Annotated in this window: 14 protein-coding genes and 1 pseudogene; 11 read left to right on the plus strand and 4 right to left on the minus strand. The window is 68.4% G+C overall.

From position 1 onward, the window contains the following. Positions 1–60: 60 nt before the first annotated feature. From ngcE to ABT004_RS05635, 10 genes are all read left to right on the plus strand, one after another. Positions 61–1,509, plus strand: coding sequence for an N-acetylglucosamine/diacetylchitobiose ABC transporter substrate-binding protein (gene ngcE / locus ABT004_RS05590; RefSeq protein ID WP_351331565.1), 1,449 nt, complete (start codon positions 61–63; stop codon positions 1,507–1,509). A 64-nt stretch (positions 1,510–1,573) separates the two neighbouring features. Continuing rightward, positions 1,574–2,497: a carbohydrate ABC transporter permease gene (locus ABT004_RS05595; RefSeq protein ID WP_351331566.1), complete on the plus strand. Its 924-nt coding sequence runs from the start codon at positions 1,574–1,576 to the stop codon at positions 2,495–2,497. A 2-nt stretch (positions 2,498–2,499) separates the two neighbouring features. Continuing rightward, positions 2,500–3,429 (plus strand): carbohydrate ABC transporter permease, encoded by a 930-nt coding sequence (locus ABT004_RS05600; RefSeq protein WP_351331567.1) that lies wholly within the window; start codon positions 2,500–2,502, stop codon positions 3,427–3,429. Between the two features lie 197 nt (positions 3,430–3,626). Then, entirely contained in the window at positions 3,627–4,838 is a 1,212-nt protein-coding gene (locus ABT004_RS05605) for an ROK family transcriptional regulator (protein WP_351331568.1), read from the plus strand. 132 nt (positions 4,839–4,970) lie between these two features. After that, positions 4,971–6,077 (plus strand): ABC transporter substrate-binding protein, encoded by a 1,107-nt coding sequence (locus tag ABT004_RS05610; RefSeq protein ID WP_351331742.1) that lies wholly within the window; start codon positions 4,971–4,973, stop codon positions 6,075–6,077. 176 nt (positions 6,078–6,253) lie between these two features. Then, positions 6,254–7,045, plus strand: coding sequence for an ATP-binding cassette domain-containing protein (locus ABT004_RS05615; RefSeq protein WP_351331569.1), 792 nt, complete (start codon positions 6,254–6,256; stop codon positions 7,043–7,045). Continuing rightward, positions 7,042–8,322: a sugar ABC transporter permease gene (locus ABT004_RS05620; protein WP_351331570.1), complete on the plus strand. Its 1,281-nt coding sequence runs from the start codon at positions 7,042–7,044 to the stop codon at positions 8,320–8,322. Before ABT004_RS05615 ends, ABT004_RS05620 begins: the two co-directional genes overlap by 4 nt. A gap of 238 nt (positions 8,323–8,560) precedes the next feature. Beyond that, positions 8,561–10,540: a 1-deoxy-D-xylulose-5-phosphate synthase gene (gene dxs / locus ABT004_RS05625; RefSeq protein WP_351331571.1), complete on the plus strand. Its 1,980-nt coding sequence runs from the start codon at positions 8,561–8,563 to the stop codon at positions 10,538–10,540. A 244-nt stretch (positions 10,541–10,784) separates the two neighbouring features. Next, a complete protein-coding gene (locus tag ABT004_RS05630) occupies positions 10,785–12,323 on the plus strand; it encodes an amino acid permease (protein WP_351331572.1) in 1,539 nt (512 codons plus the stop codon). Positions 12,324–12,401: 78 nt separating this feature from the next. Next, complete coding sequence (locus ABT004_RS05635) at positions 12,402–13,913, plus strand: ArnT family glycosyltransferase (RefSeq protein WP_351331573.1); 1,512 nt, start codon at positions 12,402–12,404, stop codon at positions 13,911–13,913. 16 nt (positions 13,914–13,929) lie between these two features. Here ABT004_RS05635 and ABT004_RS05640 read toward each other — a convergent pair. The 4 genes and pseudogenes from ABT004_RS05640 to ABT004_RS05655 form a co-directional block, all read right to left on the minus strand. Next, a pseudogene (locus ABT004_RS05640) lies at positions 13,930–14,184 on the minus strand (transposase); the annotation flags it as partial. Between the two features lie 39 nt (positions 14,185–14,223). After that, positions 14,224–14,760: a GNAT family N-acetyltransferase gene (locus ABT004_RS05645; RefSeq protein WP_351331574.1), complete on the minus strand. Its 537-nt coding sequence runs from the start codon at positions 14,758–14,760 to the stop codon at positions 14,224–14,226. Continuing rightward, a complete protein-coding gene (locus ABT004_RS36360; RefSeq protein ID WP_451190127.1) occupies positions 14,757–15,161 on the minus strand; it encodes a hypothetical protein in 405 nt (134 codons plus the stop codon). Before ABT004_RS36360 ends, ABT004_RS05645 begins: the two co-directional genes overlap by 4 nt. 343 nt (positions 15,162–15,504) lie before the next feature. Beyond that, positions 15,505–15,894, minus strand: coding sequence for a PIN domain-containing protein (locus ABT004_RS05655; RefSeq protein ID WP_451190130.1), 390 nt, complete (start codon positions 15,892–15,894; stop codon positions 15,505–15,507). An 11-nt stretch (positions 15,895–15,905) separates the two neighbouring features. Here ABT004_RS05655 and ABT004_RS05660 point away from each other — a divergent pair, with 11 nt between their 5' ends. Next, positions 15,906–16,949, plus strand: coding sequence for a PLL family lectin (locus ABT004_RS05660; protein ID WP_351331576.1), 1,044 nt, complete (start codon positions 15,906–15,908; stop codon positions 16,947–16,949). Positions 16,950–16,974 lie beyond the last annotated feature (25 nt).

The following is a 16,974-nucleotide window of genomic DNA, read 5'->3' on the forward strand; positions in this document are numbered from 1 at the left end:
CGCGGTGCCGGGGAGGATCCGGTTCACCGCCTGAGTCCTGGAGAAGGCGAGGACTTGAGCATGGGATCCACTTCCGAGCAGAACACAAACGGTGGCGTCGGCCGACGCACCCTGATGAAGCGCTCCGCTGCGCTCGGCCTGCTGTCCGTACCGGCCATGGGGATGCTCTCCGCATGCGCCAGCGGCAGCGACGACTCGGACACGAAGGCCAAGGGGGGCAAGAAGTCCGAGAAGAACCCGCTGGGTGTCAACGAGAGCGCCGCGCTCTCCGTGGTCATCTTCGACGGCGGCTTCGGCACGCAGTACGCCAAGGACGCCAACAAGATGTACAAGACGGCGCACCCGAAGGCGAAGATCGACTTCCACTCGACGCAGAAGATCCAGTCAGAGCTGCAGCCGAAGTTCAACGGCGGCACCCCGCCGGACCTCATCGACAACTCCGGTGCCGAGCAGATGGACATGGGTGTCCTCTTCTCGAAGAAGCAGCTCGCCGACCTCACGCCGCTGCTCGACGCCCCGTCGGTGGACGACCCGAGCAAGAAGTTCCGCGACACGCTGCGCCCCGGCGTCGTCGAGATGGGCCAGTTCGAGGGCAAGCAGTGCGTCGTGATGTACATGGCCTACACCGTGTACGGCGTCTGGTACTCGAAGAAGGCGCTCGACGGGCTGGACGCGGAGTACCCGCAGACCTGGGACGACATGCTCGCCGTCTGCGCGAAGGCGAAGAAGAAGGGCATGGCCGGCTGGACGTACGCCGGTAAGTACCCGTACTACCTGCCGTTCTCGCTCTACCCGTTCATCGCCAAGATCGGCGGCCGCGAGGTCCTCGACAAGATCGACAACCTGGAGCCGAAGGCCTGGAGCGACCCGGCCGTCAAGGCCGCCTTCGAGGCGTACTACGAGCTCTACAAGAAGGGCTACATCCTCAAGGGCACGCCCGGCATCGACCACATCCAGTCGCAGACCGCGTGGGCCAAGGGCAAGGCGCTGTTCCTCCCCAACGGGTCCTGGGTGGAGAACGAGTCGGCGAGCGTCATCCCCAAGGACTTCGAGCTGACCGTGAGCGCGCCGTCCGGCCTCGACAAGAGCGACAAGATGCCGTTCGGCACCATCTGGGCGGCCGGCTCCGAGCCGTACATCGTTCCGGCGAACGCGAAGAACGCCGAGGGCGGCATGGAGCAGCTGCGCATCATGCTCAGCGAGAAGTCCTCGCAGAACACCACGAAGCTCGTGAAGTCGCTGACCGCCTACAACGGCGGCACCGACGGCATCAAGCTGACCTCGGGCACGGAGTCGGCCAACGCCGCCCTGGAACTGGCCAAGGACAACGTGGTCAACCCGCGTATGCAGGACTGGTACGCGAAGCTCCAGAAGGAGCAGATCGGCGTCTCGTGTCTGGGCGAGATGATGGCTGGCCGCATGACCCCGGCCGAGGCCATCAAGAAGATCCAGGCATTCGCGGATGCGACGGCCAAGGACTCGTCCATCAAGCACTACAAGCACCAGTAGCGGCACAGCACGTGCGCTCTCGTCACCAGCGGCGGCACCCGCGAACCGAACGGGGTCGGTAAAAATGCAACACGGCAAGTACCGCTTCATTGTGGGGTTCTTGGTGGCCCCCCTCGCGCTGTACGCCATCTTCGTCATCTGGCCGTTCATCCAGGCGATCTACTACTCGTTCACCGACTGGACCGGACTGAGCCCGGATTTCAAGATGGTGGGCTTCGCGAACTACAAGAGGTTGTTCGAGGACGACGTCTTCTGGAAGTCGCTCCAACACAGCCTCATGTTCGTGGTGCTGCTGCCGCTGGTGACGCTCGGCCTCGCGCTGTTCTTCTCCTTCATGATCAATGTGGGGGGACGGCACAGAAAGGGCGCCGCCGTCTCGGGCGTGCGCGGGTCGGGCTTCTACAAGATCGCGTACTTCTTCCCGCAGGTACTGTCGATCGCGATCGTCGCGATCCTCTTCCGGTTCGCGTACAGCCCGAACGACGGCGCGACCAACGGCGCGCTCCGAGCGGTCGGCCTGGACTCGCTCGCGCAGGACTGGCTGGGCGACCCGAACGTCGCCCTGTGGTCCATCATGGCCGTCCTGGTGTGGAGCACGGTCGGGTTCTTCGTGGTCCTGTTCTCGGCGGGCATGGCGTCCATCCCGAAGGACTTCTACGAGGCGGCGCTGCTCGACGGCGCAGGACGGGCCACCACCTTCTTCAAGATCACGGTGCCCCTGCTGTGGGACACCATCCAGTCCGGCTGGATCTACATGGGCATCCTCGCCCTCGGCGCCGAGGCCTTCGCCTCGGTCCAGATCATGTCGGTGGGCCCCGGCGGTCCCGCCTACTCGACGACCGTCCTCCCCCTGTACGTCTGGCAATCGGCGTTCCGTGACGCGAACGCCGCCTACGCAACGACGATCGGTGTCGCCCTGCTCGTCCTCACGCTGCTGTTCGCGGCCGTCGTGATGCGCCTCGGTCGACGCGAGCGGCTGGAGTTCTGACCATGAAGACCACCGACACTCCGCCGTCCGAGGTCCCGGCCCAGCGCGGCAGCGGCGACCCGGTCACCAAGACGAAGTCGCCCGAGGACAAGAAGCTGAAGAGCAGCGAGGGCGGCGTCCTCAACGTCTTCTCGCACGGCATGCTCATCCTCTGGGCGATCCTGGTCGTCATGCCGCTGCTGTGGGCGGTGATGACGTCCTTCAAGACGGACGGCGACATCTTCGGCTCGCCCTGGTCGCTGCCGGACAAGCTGCACTTCGAGAACTGGTCGCGGGCGTGGTCCGACGCCCACATGAGCGACTATTTCCTCAACACCATTGTGGTCGTGGGCTGTTCACTCGTGGGCACGCTCGTACTCGGCTCGATGGTCGCGTACGTGCTCGCCCGCTTCGAGTTCCCGGGACGCAGCTTCATCTACTACCTGTTCGTCGGCGGCATGAGCTTCCCGATCATCCTGGCGCTCGTACCGCTGTTCTTCGTCATGAAGAACCTGGCCCTGCTGAACACGATCCCGGGCCTCGTCCTCGCCTACATCGCGTACTCGCTGCCGTTCACGGTGTTCTTCCTCACGTCGTTCTTCCGTACGCTGCCGAGCTCGATCGCGGAGGCGGCGTTCGTCGACGGGGCCTCGCACACCCGGACGTTCTTCCAGATCATGCTGCCGATGGCCAAGCCCGGCCTGATCAGCGTGGGCATCTTCAACTTCCTCGGCCAGTGGAACCAGTACATGATTCCGACGGTCCTCAACCCGGACCCCGACAAGCGTGTCCTCGCCCAGGGCCTCGTCGAGCTCGCCACGAGCCAGGGCTACAAGGGCGACTGGTCGGGCCTCTTCGCGGGTCTGGTGATGGCGATGCTGCCGGTGCTGGCGGCGTACATCATCTTCCAGCGCCAGGTCGTTCAGGGGTTGACCGCGGGGGCGCTGAAGTAACCGCCCGAATTCTCGTACGACGAAGGGTCCGGCCCCGGGGCAAATCCCCCCGGGGCCGGACTTCTGCGCGTTTCCAAGGGAACGGATTGGTGTCAAGGGCTTGACGCCGGAGACACCTTCAGCGGAGCTTGGAGTTCATAACTTGTACAAGGTCCGGTCACACTGGGTGACGCGGATCAAGGGATAAGGGTGGGTCAATGGAGACTCCGGGGTCGCAGTCCTCGCTGCACCGGGCCAATCTCGAGCGGGTCGTACGCGCCGTACGCCTTGCCGGTTCGCTCACGCAGGCCGAGATCGCGAGGACGACGGGCCTGTCCGCCGCGACGGTCTCCAACATCGTCCGGGAGCTCAAGGACGGCGGAACCGTCGAGGTCACGCCCACATCGGCCGGCGGCCGCAGGGCCCGCAGCGTCTCCCTCAGTGGCGACGCCGGCATCGTGATCGGCGTCGACTTCGGCCACACCCACCTGCGCGTGGCGGTCGGCAACCTCGCCCACCAGGTGCTCGCGGAGGAGTCCGAGCCGCTCGACGTGGACGCCTCCGCCGCGCAGGGCTTCGACCGGGCCGAGGAGCTGGTGGAGCGCCTCATCGTGGCCACGGGCGTGGACCGGGCGAAGGTCGCCGGTGTCGGTCTCGGTGTGCCGGGCCCCATCGACGTGGAGAGCGGCACGCTGGGCTCCACCTCGATCCTGCCGGGCTGGTCCGGCACCAAGCCCGCCGAGGAGCTGGCGCGGCGCCTGGGCGTCCCCGTGCACGTCGACAACGACGCCAACCTCGGCGCGCTCGGCGAGCTGGTGTGGGGCAGCGGCCGGGGCGTCAAGGACCTCGCGTACATCAAGGTGGCCAGTGGTGTCGGCGCGGGCCTCGTGATCAGCGGGAAGATCTACCGCGGGCCCGGCGGCACGGCGGGGGAGATCGGGCACATCACGCTCGACGAGTCGGGGCCCGTGTGCCGCTGCGGCAACCGCGGCTGCCTGGAGACCTTCACCGCCGCCCGCTACGTGCTGCCGCTGCTCCAGTCCAGCCACGGCACCGACCTCACGATGGAGAAGGTCGTGCGGCTCGCGCGCGACGGGGACCCGGGCTGCCGCCGCGTCGTCGCGGACGTGGGGCGGCACATCGGCTCCGGTGTGGCGAATCTTTGCAATCTGCTGAACCCCAGCCGGGTCGTCCTCGGCGGCGATCTGGCGGAGGCCGGGGAGCTGGTCCTGGGGCCCATCAGGGAGTCCGTGGGACGCTATGCGATCCCCAGCGCCGGGCGCCAACTCTCGGTCCTCCCAGGGGCGTTGGGCGGCCGCGCGGAGGTGCTCGGGGCGCTCGCCCTGGCACTCAGCGAGATGGGCGATTCGATGCTTTTGGACGGTTCTGGTGCAGGTGCTGTGCCCGCAGCCACACCTGCCTTCACTTAGAGAACGCATGACACCGTTGCCAACCCGTTAAGGATTTACTCCTTGACGCTGCGGTTGCGGCCGAGTTGACTTCCAGCCACCTCGGCCGCAACGACGCGGCCTCGTCAGGGAGGTTTCAAAGTGAACACGCGTATGCGTCGTGCCGCCGTTGCGTTCTGTGCCACCGCCATGGCCGCGTCCCTCGCTGCCTGTGGCAGCGCCAAGGAGTCCGGCGACGACTCCACCAAGTCCGAAGGCAAGAAGACCGACGCGCTGAAGATAGGTCTGCTCCTCCCGGAGAACCAGACCGCGCGTTACGAGAAGTTCGACAAGCCCATCATCGAGCAGCAGGTCAAGAAGCTGACGGGTGGCAAGGGCAAGGTCCAGTACCTCAACGCCAAGCAGGACCCGTCCGTCCAGTCGCAGCAGATCGACACGATGATCACCAACAAGGTGGACGTGCTGATCCTCGACTCGGTCGACTCCAAGGCCGTCGCCGGGGGCGTGAAGAAGGCCAAGGACGCGGACATCCCCGTCGTCGCCTACGACCGCCTGGCCGAGGGCCCGATCTCCGCCTACACCTCGTTCGACAACGAGGAGGTCGGCAAGGAGCAGGGCAAGGCGCTGCTGAAGGCCCTGGGCGACAAGGCCAAGCCGAGCAACGAGATCGTGATGATGAACGGGGCCGCCACGGACCCGAACGCCGGCGACTTCAAGAAGGGCGCCCACTCCGTCCTCGACGGCAAGGTGAAGGTCGGCAAGGAGTACGACACCAAGGAGTGGAAGGCGGAGAACGCCAACCAGAACATGGAAGGCGCCATCTCCGCCCTCGGCAAGGACAAGATCGTCGGCGTCTACTCCGCCAACGACGGCCTCGCGGGCGGCATCATCACCGCGCTCAAGGGCGCGGGCCTCTCGAAGCTGCCGCCGGTCACCGGTCAGGACGCAGAACTCGCGGGCGTGCAGCGGATCGTGACGGGCGACCAGTACATGTCGGTCTTCAAGTCGTACCCGACCGAGGCCGAGACCGTCGCCAAGATGGCCGTCTCGATCGCCAAGACGGGCAAGATCGACAGCTCGCTGGAGACCACCAAGGTCGACAGCGGCACCGCCAAGGGCATCCCCTCCGTGATCGTCCCGATCGTCTCGCTGACGCAGGACAACATCCAGGACACGGTCGTCAAGGAGGGTTACTACACGGTCAACGACATCTGCACGGCCAAGTACAAGGCGGCCTGCGACAAGATCGGCCTGAAGTAACCCGGGAGCTCGAAGCAGCCTTCCCCACGGCCCTGACGGGCCCCTGATGCACGTCCGGCGCCCCGCCGCCAACAGCCCCGCAAGCTCAACGGCGGGGCGTCGGACGGAACACCAACACCCCCCTCATTCTTCTGAGTTCAACCTCCCGCCGGGTCATGCCTGTGGCGGTGAAGGAGATGGTTCACGTGTCCGCTACGCCCGTGCTGGCGTTGCGCGGGGTCTCCAAGCGATTCGGTGCCGTGCAGGCGCTCACCGACGTAGAGCTTGAAGTCCACGCCGGTGAGGTGGTCGCCCTGGTCGGCGACAACGGTGCCGGAAAGTCCACCCTGGTCAAGACGATCGCCGGCGTGCATCCCATCGATGACGGTGTCATCGAGTGGAACGGCAAGGCCGTCGCCGTCAACCGGCCGCACGATGCCCAGGACCTGGGCATCGCGACCGTCTATCAGGACCTCTCGCTGTGCGACAACATCGATGTCGTCGGCAACCTGTTCCTGGGGCGCGAGATCAAGAAGCGCGGCATCCTCGACGAGGTCGAGATGGAGCGCCGCTCCCGGGAACTGCTCGAGACCCTGTCGATCCGGATACCCAGCGTGCGGATCCCGGTCGCCTCGCTCTCCGGTGGCCAGCGCCAGGTCGTGGCGATCGCCCGCTCCATGCTCGGCGAGCCCAAGCTGGTGATCCTCGACGAGCCGACCGCCGCCCTCGGCGTCGAGCAGACCGCGCAGGTCCTCGACCTCGTCGAGCGGCTGCGCGAGCGCGGCCACGCGGTCATCCTCATCAGCCACAACATGGCCGATGTGAAGGCCGTCGCCGACAAGGTCGGCGTGCTCCGACTCGGCCGCAACAACGGCGTGTTCGACGTCAAGAGCACGTCCCAGGAAGAGATCATCTCCGCCATCACCGGCGCCACGGACAACGCCGTGACCCGACGTGCGGCGCGCGCCAACGGGGAGGCTCAGAAGTGAGCATCGACAAGACCAAAGCCCCCGCGGACGAACCGGGCGTCGCCGCCGGCGCCGCCGTGACCGCGGTCGACCCCCGCCTCCTCGTGCGCGAGCAGGGCTTCGCGGGTTACCTCAGCGAGTTCAAGCGCAAGATCAAGGGCGGTGACCTCGGCGCCATCCCGGTCGTCATCGGCCTGATCGTCATCGGCGCGATCTTCCAGAGCCTGAACTCGGCGTTCCTGGGCGCGGAGAACCTCAACAACATCTTCGTCGCGATGGTCGCCACCGGCATGATGTCGGTCGGCATCGTCTTCGTGCTGATGCTCGGCGAGATCGACCTCTCGGTCGGCTCCGTGTCCGGTGTCTCCTCGGCGATCACCGCGGTGCTGAGCGTCACACACGGCGTGAACGAGTGGGTCGCCGTCCTGGTCTCGCTCGCCGCGGGCGCGATCATCGGCGCCCTGCACGGCTTCTTCTTCGCCCGGCTCGGCGCCCCCGCGTTCGCCGTCACGCTGGCGGGCCTGCTGTTCTGGAACGGCTTCATGCTCCAGATCCTGGGTTCCAACGGCACGATCAACATCGACGGCGACGGCGTGGTCGGCAAGCTCACCACGTACTACTTCTCGGACGTCGTCGCTGCCTACGGCCTCGCCGTCATCGCGATCCTCGCCTACTTCGTGCCGACCTTCCTCGGCAACCGGCGCCGCGAGGCCGCGGGCATCCCGTCCCGGCCGCTCAGCGACATCGTGCTGCGCACGGTGCTGCTCGCGATCGCGCTCTTCGGCGTCGCGATCATCTTCAACCAGTACAAGGGCCTGCCGCTCGCGGTGCTGCTGTTCGGCATCGTGCTCGTCGGTACGGACTTCCTTCTCCGCCGTACTTCGTACGGCCGTAAGGTCAACGCGCTCGGCGGCAGCGTCGAGGCCTCCCGGCGTGCCGGTATCAACGTCACGGCGATCCGGATCTCGGTCTTCGCCCTCGCGGGCCTGTTCGCGGCGGTCGGCGGCCTCTTCTGGGCCTCCAAGATCGCGGCGGCAAACCAGAGCGCCGGCGCCGGCGACCTCCTGATGAACGTCATCGCCGCGGCCGTCATCGGCGGCACCAGCCTCTTCGGTGGCCGGGGCCGCACCTGGAACGCGCTGCTCGGTGTGCTGGTGATCACGTCGATCCAGTACGGCCTCGCGCTCGAGGGCATCGCCACCCCGATCCAGTACATGATCACCGGCGGTGTACTCCTCGCCACGGTCGTCATCGACTCGGTCACCCGTAAGACCCAGAAGACGGCCGGCCGCGCCTGACGGCTGTTCCGGCCCTTCTGGCCTCGACCGACTGTGCCCGGCGTCGATGGTGACGCCGGGCACAGTCACGCTCACACCCTGCGTGCGGGCCGAACGCCTGATTCTGTTTCGTGACGAGGGCGTGACGAGGAACGCACGGCCCGCACGCCGTGGCGCGCAGGGGAACATTAGAATCGACAGGCCCGGCAAGCTCGACAGCTCAACCAGTTACTCACAGCTCTATCGCAAGGAGGCACGGGTGCCGCTGCTGACCCGCATCACGGGACCGCGCGATCTGGACCGGCTCAGCCTTGAGCAGCTGGACCAGCTGGCAGGAGAGATCCGGACCTTCCTCGTCGACGCGGTCTCCAAGACCGGCGGCCACCTCGGCCCGAACCTCGGCGTCGTCGAGCTGACGATCGCCCTGCATCGCGTCTTCGAGTCCCCCCAGGACAAGGTGCTGTGGGACACCGGCCACCAGTCCTACGTGCACAAGCTGCTCACCGGCCGCAAGGACTTCTCCAAGCTGAAGATGAAGGGCGGCCTGTCCGGCTACCCCTCGCAGGCCGAGTCCGAGCACGACGTGATCGAGAACAGCCACGCCTCCACCGTCCTCGGCTGGGCCGACGGCCTCGCGAAGGCGAACGAGATCCAGGACCGCGGCGACCACGTCGTCGCGGTCATCGGCGACGGCGCGCTCACCGGCGGCATGGCCTGGGAGGCGCTGAACAACATCGCCGCCGCCAAGGACCGCCCCCTCGTCATCGTGGTCAATGACAACGAGCGCTCGTACGCTCCCACGATCGGCGGCCTCGCCAACCACCTCGCGACCCTGCGCACCACGGACGGCTACGAGCGCTTCCTGGCCCGCGGCAAGGACCTCCTGGAGCGCACCCCGGTCGTCGGCAAGCCCCTCTACGAGACGCTGCACGGCGCGAAGAAGGGCCTCAAGGACTTCATCGCCCCGCAGGGCATGTTCGAGGACCTCGGCCTGAAGTACGTCGGCCCGATCGACGGCCACGACCTCGAGGCCCTGGAGTCCGCGCTCACCCGCGCCAAGCGCTTCGGCGGCCCGGTCATCGTGCACTGCCTCACCGAGAAGGGCCGCGGCTACAAGCCCGCCCTCCAGGACGAGGCCGACCGCTTCCACGGCATCGGCCCCATCCACCCCGACACCGGCCTCCCGATCAAGGCCTCCGGCGCCGACTGGACGTCGGTCTTCGGCGACGAGATGGCCAAGCTCGGCCGCGAGCGCGAGGACATCGTGGCGATCACCGCCGCGATGCTGCAGCCGGTCGGCCTGAAGAAGTTCGCCGATGAGTTCCCCGAGCGGGTCTACGACGTCGGCATCGCCGAGCAGCACGCGGCGACCAGCGCGGCGGGCCTCGCCCAGGGCGGCCTGCACCCGGTCTTCGCGGTGTACGCGACGTTCCTCAACCGCGCCTTCGACCAGGTCCTGATGGACGTCGCCCTGCACAAGTGCGGCGTCACCTTCGTCCTGGACCGGGCCGGCATCACCGGCACCGACGGCGCCTCGCACAACGGCATGTGGGACATGTCCCTGCTCCAGGTCGTCCCCGGCGTCCGCATCGCCGCGCCGCGCGACGCCGACCAGGTCCGCGCGCAGCTGCGCGAGGCGGTCCAGGTCGAGGACGCGCCCACCGTCGTCCGCTACTCCAAGGGCGCGGTCGGCCCGGCCGTCGAGGCGGTCGGCAAGGTCGGCGGCATGGACGTACTCCGGGAGGCCTCTTCCGAACTCCCACCCGTCTCCCACCACCACCCTCAACCGAGTCCCTACGGGACGCACCCCTTGATCGACGTCCTCCTGGTCTCGGTCGGCGCGCTGGCGCCCATGTGCCTGGAGATCGCCGACCTCCTCGACAAGCAGGGCATCACGACGACGGTCGTCGACCCCCGCTGGGTCAAGCCGGTCGACGAGGCGATGGCTCCGCTGGCCGAGCGCCACCGGGTGGTCGTCACGGTCGAGGACAACTCCCGGGTGGGCGGCGTCGGTTCGTCCATCGCGCAGGCGCTGCGCGACGCGGGCGTCGACGTCCCGCTCCGCGACTTCGGCATCCCGCCGCGCTTCCTGGAGCACGCCTCCCGCAAGGAGATCATGGCCGAGATCGGCCTCACGGCCCCCGACATCGCCCGCCAGGTCACGGGCCTCGTCTCCAAGCTGGACGGCCGCTACGAGGGCTCCGCCGCGGCGGACGCGGTCGAGGCGGCTCGCGACTGAGCACATCAAGCCCGTCGCGAGCAATTCAAGCCCGTCGGACGGGCAATTCAAGCCCGTCCGGCGATTGAGGACATCTTGTGCCCCGGTCGGCCGGGGACGAGGCCACGGGGCTCCGCCCCGGACCCCGCTGCTCAATCGCCGCAGGGGCTTGATTGGCCCACGCGGCTCCAAATGGGGGCCGGACCGGCCCCATTCGCATGAAACCGGTTGACTCACCCGCGCGCCGAAGGCCACTCGTCCGATCATGTCGAGGACGACGAAGCCAACGGAGGTAAGCGTGAGCACCCAGCCAGGCGGCGCGGAACGAACAGCCCGTAACGGCCTGTTCCGCACCAAGTCCATCGAGCAGTCCATCCAGGACACCGAGGAACCCGAGCACCAGCTCAAGAAGACCCTCTCCGCCCTCGACCTCACCGTCTTCGGCGTCGGCGTCGTCATCGGCTCCGGCATCTTCGTCATCACCGGCACGGCCGCCACCGACTACGCGGGCCCGGCCGTGACCATCGCCTTCGTCGTCGCCGCCGTGGTCTGCGCCCTCGCCGCGCTCTGCTACGCGGAGTTCGCCTCGACGGTCCCGGTCGCCGGATCCGCGTACACCTTCGCCTTCGCCTCGCTCGGCGAGTTCCCGGCCTGGATCATCGGCTGGGACCTGATCCTCGAACTCGCCCTCGGCTGCGCGACGGTCGCGGTCGGCTGGTCCGGCTACGTACAGTCCCTCCTCGACAGCTGGGGCATCCCACTGCCGGGGGCGCTCCAGGGACCCGGCTCCGGCCAGGGCGGCTTCAGCTTCAACATCGCCGCGTTCCTGCTGGTGCTCGCCGTGATGACGGTCGTCGTGATCGGCATGAAGCTCTCGGCCTGGGTGACATCGGTGGTCGTGGCCATCAAGGTGACGGTCGTCCTGATCGTGATCGCGGTGGGTGCCTTCTTCATCAAGTCCAGCAACTACAGCCCGTACATCCCGCCGGCCCAGGACAACAAGAGCAGCTCGGGGCTGAGCGCCACCCTCCTCGAAGGCATCGCCGGATTCACACCGCAGAGCTTCGGCGTGATGGGCATCTTTACCGCCGCGGCCGTCGTCTTCTTCGCGTTCATCGGCTTCGACGTCGTGGCGACCGCCGCCGAGGAGACCCGCAATCCGCAGAAGGACGTCCCGCGCGGCATCCTCGGCTCCCTCGCCATCTGCACGGTCCTGTACGTGGGCGTGGCCGCGGTCGTGACCGGCATGCAGAACTACAAGGAACTCGACCCGGGCGCCCCGCTCGCGGAGGCGTTCAAGTCGGTCGGCCACCCGTTCTGGGCGGGCCTGATCTCGTTCGGCGCGGTCATCGGCCTGACGACCGTCTGCATGATCCTGCTCCTCGGCCAGAGCCGCGTCTTCTTCGCGATGAGCCGCGACGGTCTGCTGCCCCCGGTGTTCAGCAGGGTCCACCCCAGGTTCCGCACCCCGTACCGCTCGACGATCATCCTGGGCGTCCTGACGGCGTGCGTGGCCGGCCTCATCTCCCTCGAGGAACTCTCCAAGCTGGTCAACATCGGCACGCTGTTCGCCTTCGTCGTCGTGGCCCTCGGCGTCCTCATCCTGCGCCGCACCCGCCCCGACCTGCCGCGCGCCTTCAAGGCCCCGTGGGTGCCGTTCCTGCCCATCGCCTCCGTGGCGTGCTCGGTGTGGCTGATGCTCAACCTGTCCGTGGAGACGTGGCTGCGGTTCGCGGTGTGGATGGTGATCGGCGTGGTCATCTACTTCGCGTACGGCCGCCGCCACAGCCGGGCCCAGCGGTAATCACGGTAATCACGACCACACCCCGCCCCCGTATGTCCCTACTAAGTAGGACATACGGGGGCGGATAGCTTGGCGCACATGCTCAGCGAGGCGCTCCTTCCACGACCGTACGTATCCGAAGGCCGTACCGGCTCCTCGAAAGACAGACGCACCCGACGCCCCCGCCGCTACTGGCCCCGCCTGCTCCTCGCCCTCACGGCCCTGGCCTGCGTCACCCGCATCCCGTCCTTCACCCGCCCGCTCTGGAACCCGGACGAGGGCTATCTCGCCGTCCAGGCACGGCTGTTGGCGCACGGCGGCTCGCTCTACGAAACCGTTGTCGACCGCAAACCCCCGCTGGTCCCCTGGCTGTACGAGGCGGTGTTCGCGGTCTTCGGTTCGGACTCGCTCACGCCGGTGCGGGTGTGCGCGGTGCTGGCGCACGTGGTGACAGCGGTGCTCTTGGCGTCACTGGCCCGCCGCCGCTGGGGCGACACGCCGGGCCGCACCGCGGGCGTCCTCTACCTCCTCCTGTCCATCGGCCTGAACCCGGAGGACACGCAGGCCGCGACCTTCGAGGTCTTCATGCTGCCGTGGACCGCGGCGGCGCTCTGGTGCGCGGACCGCCGCAACTGGGCCCTGTGCGGTGCCGCGATCTCGGGGGCGTTCCTGACGAAGCAGACCGGGGGAGCGGTGCTGGTACCGGCGGTGTGGCTGCTCTGGAGGGCGGGGTGGCCGCGAAGTGGGCTGCTGCGGTGCGGAGTTGGAGCACTCGCGCCCGTCGCGGCAGCCGCACTGCTCACGAACCCCACCGGTTTCGCCTTCTGGACGGTGACGGGCTCGGGCGCATACGCGTCCATCACCGGCTCCGAACTCCACGTCCTCCTACGAGGGTTGACGAATGCGGCGATCCTGTCGGTGGCGTGCGCGGGCGTGCTGCCGGCGATCGTACGGGTGCTGCGCATCGCGCGGACGGGCTGCGCGGACCTCTGGCTGTGGCTGGCGTCCTCGGCGATCGCGGTCGTCTTCGGCTTCCACTTCTTCGGCCACTACTACCTCCAACTGGTCCCGCCCCTGGCCCTGTTGGGAACGCTGGCACTGCACATTCTCACCCGCGAACACCAGCGACGTGCCCTGCTCGCCTCGTCGTGCTGCGCGGCCCTGTTCCTCACGTGGGGCCTGCTCGCACCGCGCACGGACCTCGCCCACACGGAGCGTTTGGCCACGGCGGTGCGCGAGCGCACGACCCCGGACGACCGGATCCTGATCTGGGGCATGCACCCGGAAGCGTACTGGCTCTCGAACCGCACCCCGGCCTCCCGCTTCCTGACGGCCGGCCTCCTCACGAACTTCAGCGGGGGCCGGGACGGGGGCGGCGTCGGGGAGCGGTTCGCGGTGCCGGGGAGCTGGGCCACGTTCCGGGCGGAGGTGCGGGACCGGCCACCGACGTTGATCGTGGACGACTCACGGGGCGCGCCGTACGGACCGGGGCGGGTGGGGTCGCTACGGCGCATCCTGGCGGGGTATTGGGAAGTGGCCGTGGTGGACGGTTCCGTGGTCTACGAACGCGCCCACGCGCCCCGGAACACTCCGGACGACAGCCGGCCCTAGGAGTTGTCTTCAAGTGTCACGCCCACATCAGGAGCGGGGCGAGGGTGACGGCTGCTTGGTAGGACTCGGCGGTCTTGTCGTAGAGGGTGGCGATGCCGCGCCATTGCTTGAGCCGGTTGAAGCACCGTTCCACGACGTTGCGCCGTTTGTAGAGCTGCTTGTCGAAGGCAGGTCGGCGCCCGCCCCGGCTGCCGCGCCGGAGCCGGTTGCGGACCTGGTCGGCCCGCTCGGGAATGGTGTGGCCGATGCCGCGGCGCCGCAGCCAGGTCCGCATCGTCGCAGCCATCAACGAGTGGCTGTGACACGCCAGTCACCGCGCGGCGAGGCCCAGTTCATAGCGGCTGACCCAGGTCGCCGGGCCATCATCCTGCCGCTGGCCCGGAGCGCCGCCGACCGGCACGTCGCCGCGGTGCACGAACCCCCGCGCCTCGTAGTGACTACGCAGGCGGACGTTGGACTTCACGCAGTCCAGCCGCAAGGCGTCCACTCCCAGTTGCCGGGCAGTATCGGTTGCCCAGTCGAGAATGACGTCCCCCAGCCCGGTCGCCCAGCGACGTACAGCCATCCGATGGATGTATCCCGCAGTGCCGCCGACATCCGCCCACAACGAGTCCGACCAGTCCACGGTGACGGTGTCCGCTGGCTTGTCGTCGATCTCGACCAACCACGTCTCGCCTCGGGCGAGCGCCTCCGCCACCCACGCCGCCTCGAAGCGTGAAGGCCACTGACTGACTCCGCGGACCTCCAACCACTCCGCCGCCTCGTCGAGCACGCTCAGCACATCGTCCATGTGCTCGCCCTCAGCACGCTGAAAGACGACCTTGTCACTGCTCCAATCAACTGTCATGACACGGATGATCGCAGCTGCTCAGCACCCTCAACAGCCACTTCCGATACACGCTCCAGCCGACCACCGCTCGTCGGTCCCCCCCTTGGCCGGGGACTTCTTCGCCGACTCGGGGATCTCGCGGTCGCCGCGGAGGGCCTTCCAGTGTTCTGCCCCGCTGTCGGCAGCTTCTCGGGCCGGTCACCACCCATCGCCTTGTCGAGGTCGATGCCGTCGATGTTGTTGTTGAGGTCGCTGTAGAGCCGGTAGCCGGTGCCGCCGAGGGCCAGGACGAGAACCAGGAGCACGAGGAGCACGATCCGGCCCGTGCGGCACTTCTTCTTCGGGGCCTTGCGGCCGCGCCGTGTACTGGACTCGGCTCCGTGGGATGTCGGTACAGGTGTGCCCACGTCATGGCTCACGGTGGGGTTCTCGCAACTCGCGCCCAGAGGGGGCAGGAGCAGCAGGCCGCTCCCGTGGGGGGCCGGGTCGGTGCTGCTCGGCTGACGCTTGGTAGGACGCGGAGAGAGACGTCAAGGGGGAGGCGCGCCCAAGGCCGATCTGCTCTACGCAGTGCAGTACCAGAGCGGACGCCCCCTTGGTGATTGGCGTTCCCTGGGCAACCCGTACCGGGACCCGAAGGGTGCGGCGACGTTGGGTGTGCCGACCGTTGCCGTGGACGGGCACGGCCGTGCTCGGCGTCTGTGTCTCCGGTGGGGAGGCGGAACCGGCGGCTTCGGAAGGTTGATCCGGGTTCGGGCGCCCTCAGCCCGGCCACACGGTGCGCGGCCCTGCACAGGTCGCGCCCAACGCGCCCACCCTGCCCCGCAATTCACGATCCGCCGTAACGACAGTGCAAGGCCGCCCAAGCCCCGCCACCACCCCCACGATGTGATCGTCCCCGCTCCCCTCCGCCGACTCCACCCGCACCCCGGGCACCGATTCCACGCCCCGCGCGGCTCCCTCGACGACGAGGATCACCTCGGTGCCGGTTCGCTTTCCGTAGTCCACCAGGCGGTCCCGAAGTCGCTCGGCGGCGCCTCGGCGGTCGCGCCACCATCCGTCGGGGACGGAGCCGACGACGTTGGCCCCGTCGACCACCAGCACTTCGTTCATGCGGCAAGGGTCGCACGAGGGGGCCGTGCGGCGCGGCATAGGCTGGAGGTGTGAACGGCGACTGGCTGATCGGTGGGCGCGGCGGCGTCCTCCGCGCGTACGCGTACGCCCCCGGAGAGGGCGCGGTCACGTGCCGCGCGGAGCAGTATCCAGAAGGCCCCTGGTCACCACCCCGCACGGTCGGCGGCGAGCAGTGCGTGCATCCGGGCGGGGGCGTTGCCCGCAGCAGCGAGGGGTACGCGCACCTCGTCGCCTGGCGGCCCACCGTTTCCGGCGAGGCCGGACTCGTGCACTCGACGCACTTCCAGCCGCACCTCTCCGCCCTCGACTGGCTCCCCATCGGCCACCCCAACAAGCAGGGCGACCGCACCGGCCCACCCGCCGTGGCCGTCGACGCGCAGGGCCGCGCCCACGTCTTCGTACGCAACAACGGTGGCGGGGTGAGCCTGCGGATGCAGGAGGAGAAGGGCGGCTGGGGGCCGTGGCGGGATCTCAAGGGGGAGGATGTGCATGGGCAACTCGCAGCTGTGGCGGGGGAGTCGGGGCTGATCACCCTCTACGCCGTGACCGCTGACGGGGGCGTTCTGCGGTGGCGTCAGGAGGAGGCGGGGCGGCCCCTCGTACGGGACGAGAAGCCGGAGCCCGCCGCCGCCCGGCCGGGCACCCTGTGTGCCCTCGCCACGTCCGCCGGGCACACCACCCTCTTCTTCACCGACGAGGACGGTGCCGTGTGCGCCTGGCGAGGGGAGGGCGCGCCGGTGCGGGTGCTGGATGCGGTCGGGCCCGGGGCCGTTTCGGCCGTTCGGTGTCAACTGGACGGCGTGGACTGCACGTTGCTCGCTCAGCGCACGGCCGGCGGTCGGGTCGCCTTCGCCGCGTATCCCACCGAGACGGAGTCCGCGGGGGCCTGGTGGGCGGAGTCGGAGTCCGGTCCTGAGCTGCCGGCGGACGCGCGGGTCGCGCTCGCGGAGGACCGTGACCGGCATGTTGTGGCGGGGAGTTGGGTGCCGGGGGAGCCTGCGCGGCTGCATCTCGCGCGGCGGAAGCGGGATGAGCCCGGGCTGGCGATGGAGGCGTGGCGGGGTGTCGGGTGAGGCCCCCGCACCATGAACTGTGACG

The organism is Streptomyces sp. NPDC002790, from assembly GCF_040295505.1.
Classification (GTDB): Bacteria; Actinomycetota; Actinomycetes; order Streptomycetales; family Streptomycetaceae; genus Streptomyces.

Bases quoted from the DNA above. Each gene is read 5' to 3' on its own strand.
- ABT004_RS05605 (WP_351331568.1), top strand. From the start codon at position 3,627: ATGGAGACTCCGGGGTCGCAGTCCTCGCTGCACCGGGCCAATCTCGAG.
- ABT004_RS05635 (WP_351331573.1), top strand. From the start codon at position 12,402: ATGCTCAGCGAGGCGCTCCTTCCACGACCGTACGTATCCGAAGGCCGT.
- ABT004_RS05615 (WP_351331569.1), top strand. From the start codon at position 6,254: ATGGTTCACGTGTCCGCTACGCCCGTGCTGGCGTTGCGCGGGGTCTCC.
- ngcE (WP_351331565.1), top strand. From the start codon at position 61: ATGGGATCCACTTCCGAGCAGAACACAAACGGTGGCGTCGGCCGACGC.
- ABT004_RS05610 (WP_351331742.1), top strand. From the start codon at position 4,971: ATGCGTCGTGCCGCCGTTGCGTTCTGTGCCACCGCCATGGCCGCGTCC.
- ABT004_RS05645 (WP_351331574.1), bottom strand. From the start codon at position 14,760: ATGACAGTTGATTGGAGCAGTGACAAGGTCGTCTTTCAGCGTGCTGAG.
- ABT004_RS05595 (WP_351331566.1), top strand. From the start codon at position 1,574: ATGCAACACGGCAAGTACCGCTTCATTGTGGGGTTCTTGGTGGCCCCC.
- ABT004_RS05655 (WP_451190130.1), bottom strand. From the start codon at position 15,894: ATGCCGCGCCGCACGGCCCCCTCGTGCGACCCTTGCCGCATGAACGAA.
- ABT004_RS05630 (WP_351331572.1), top strand. From the start codon at position 10,785: ATGTCGAGGACGACGAAGCCAACGGAGGTAAGCGTGAGCACCCAGCCA.
- ABT004_RS05600 (WP_351331567.1), top strand. From the start codon at position 2,500: ATGAAGACCACCGACACTCCGCCGTCCGAGGTCCCGGCCCAGCGCGGC.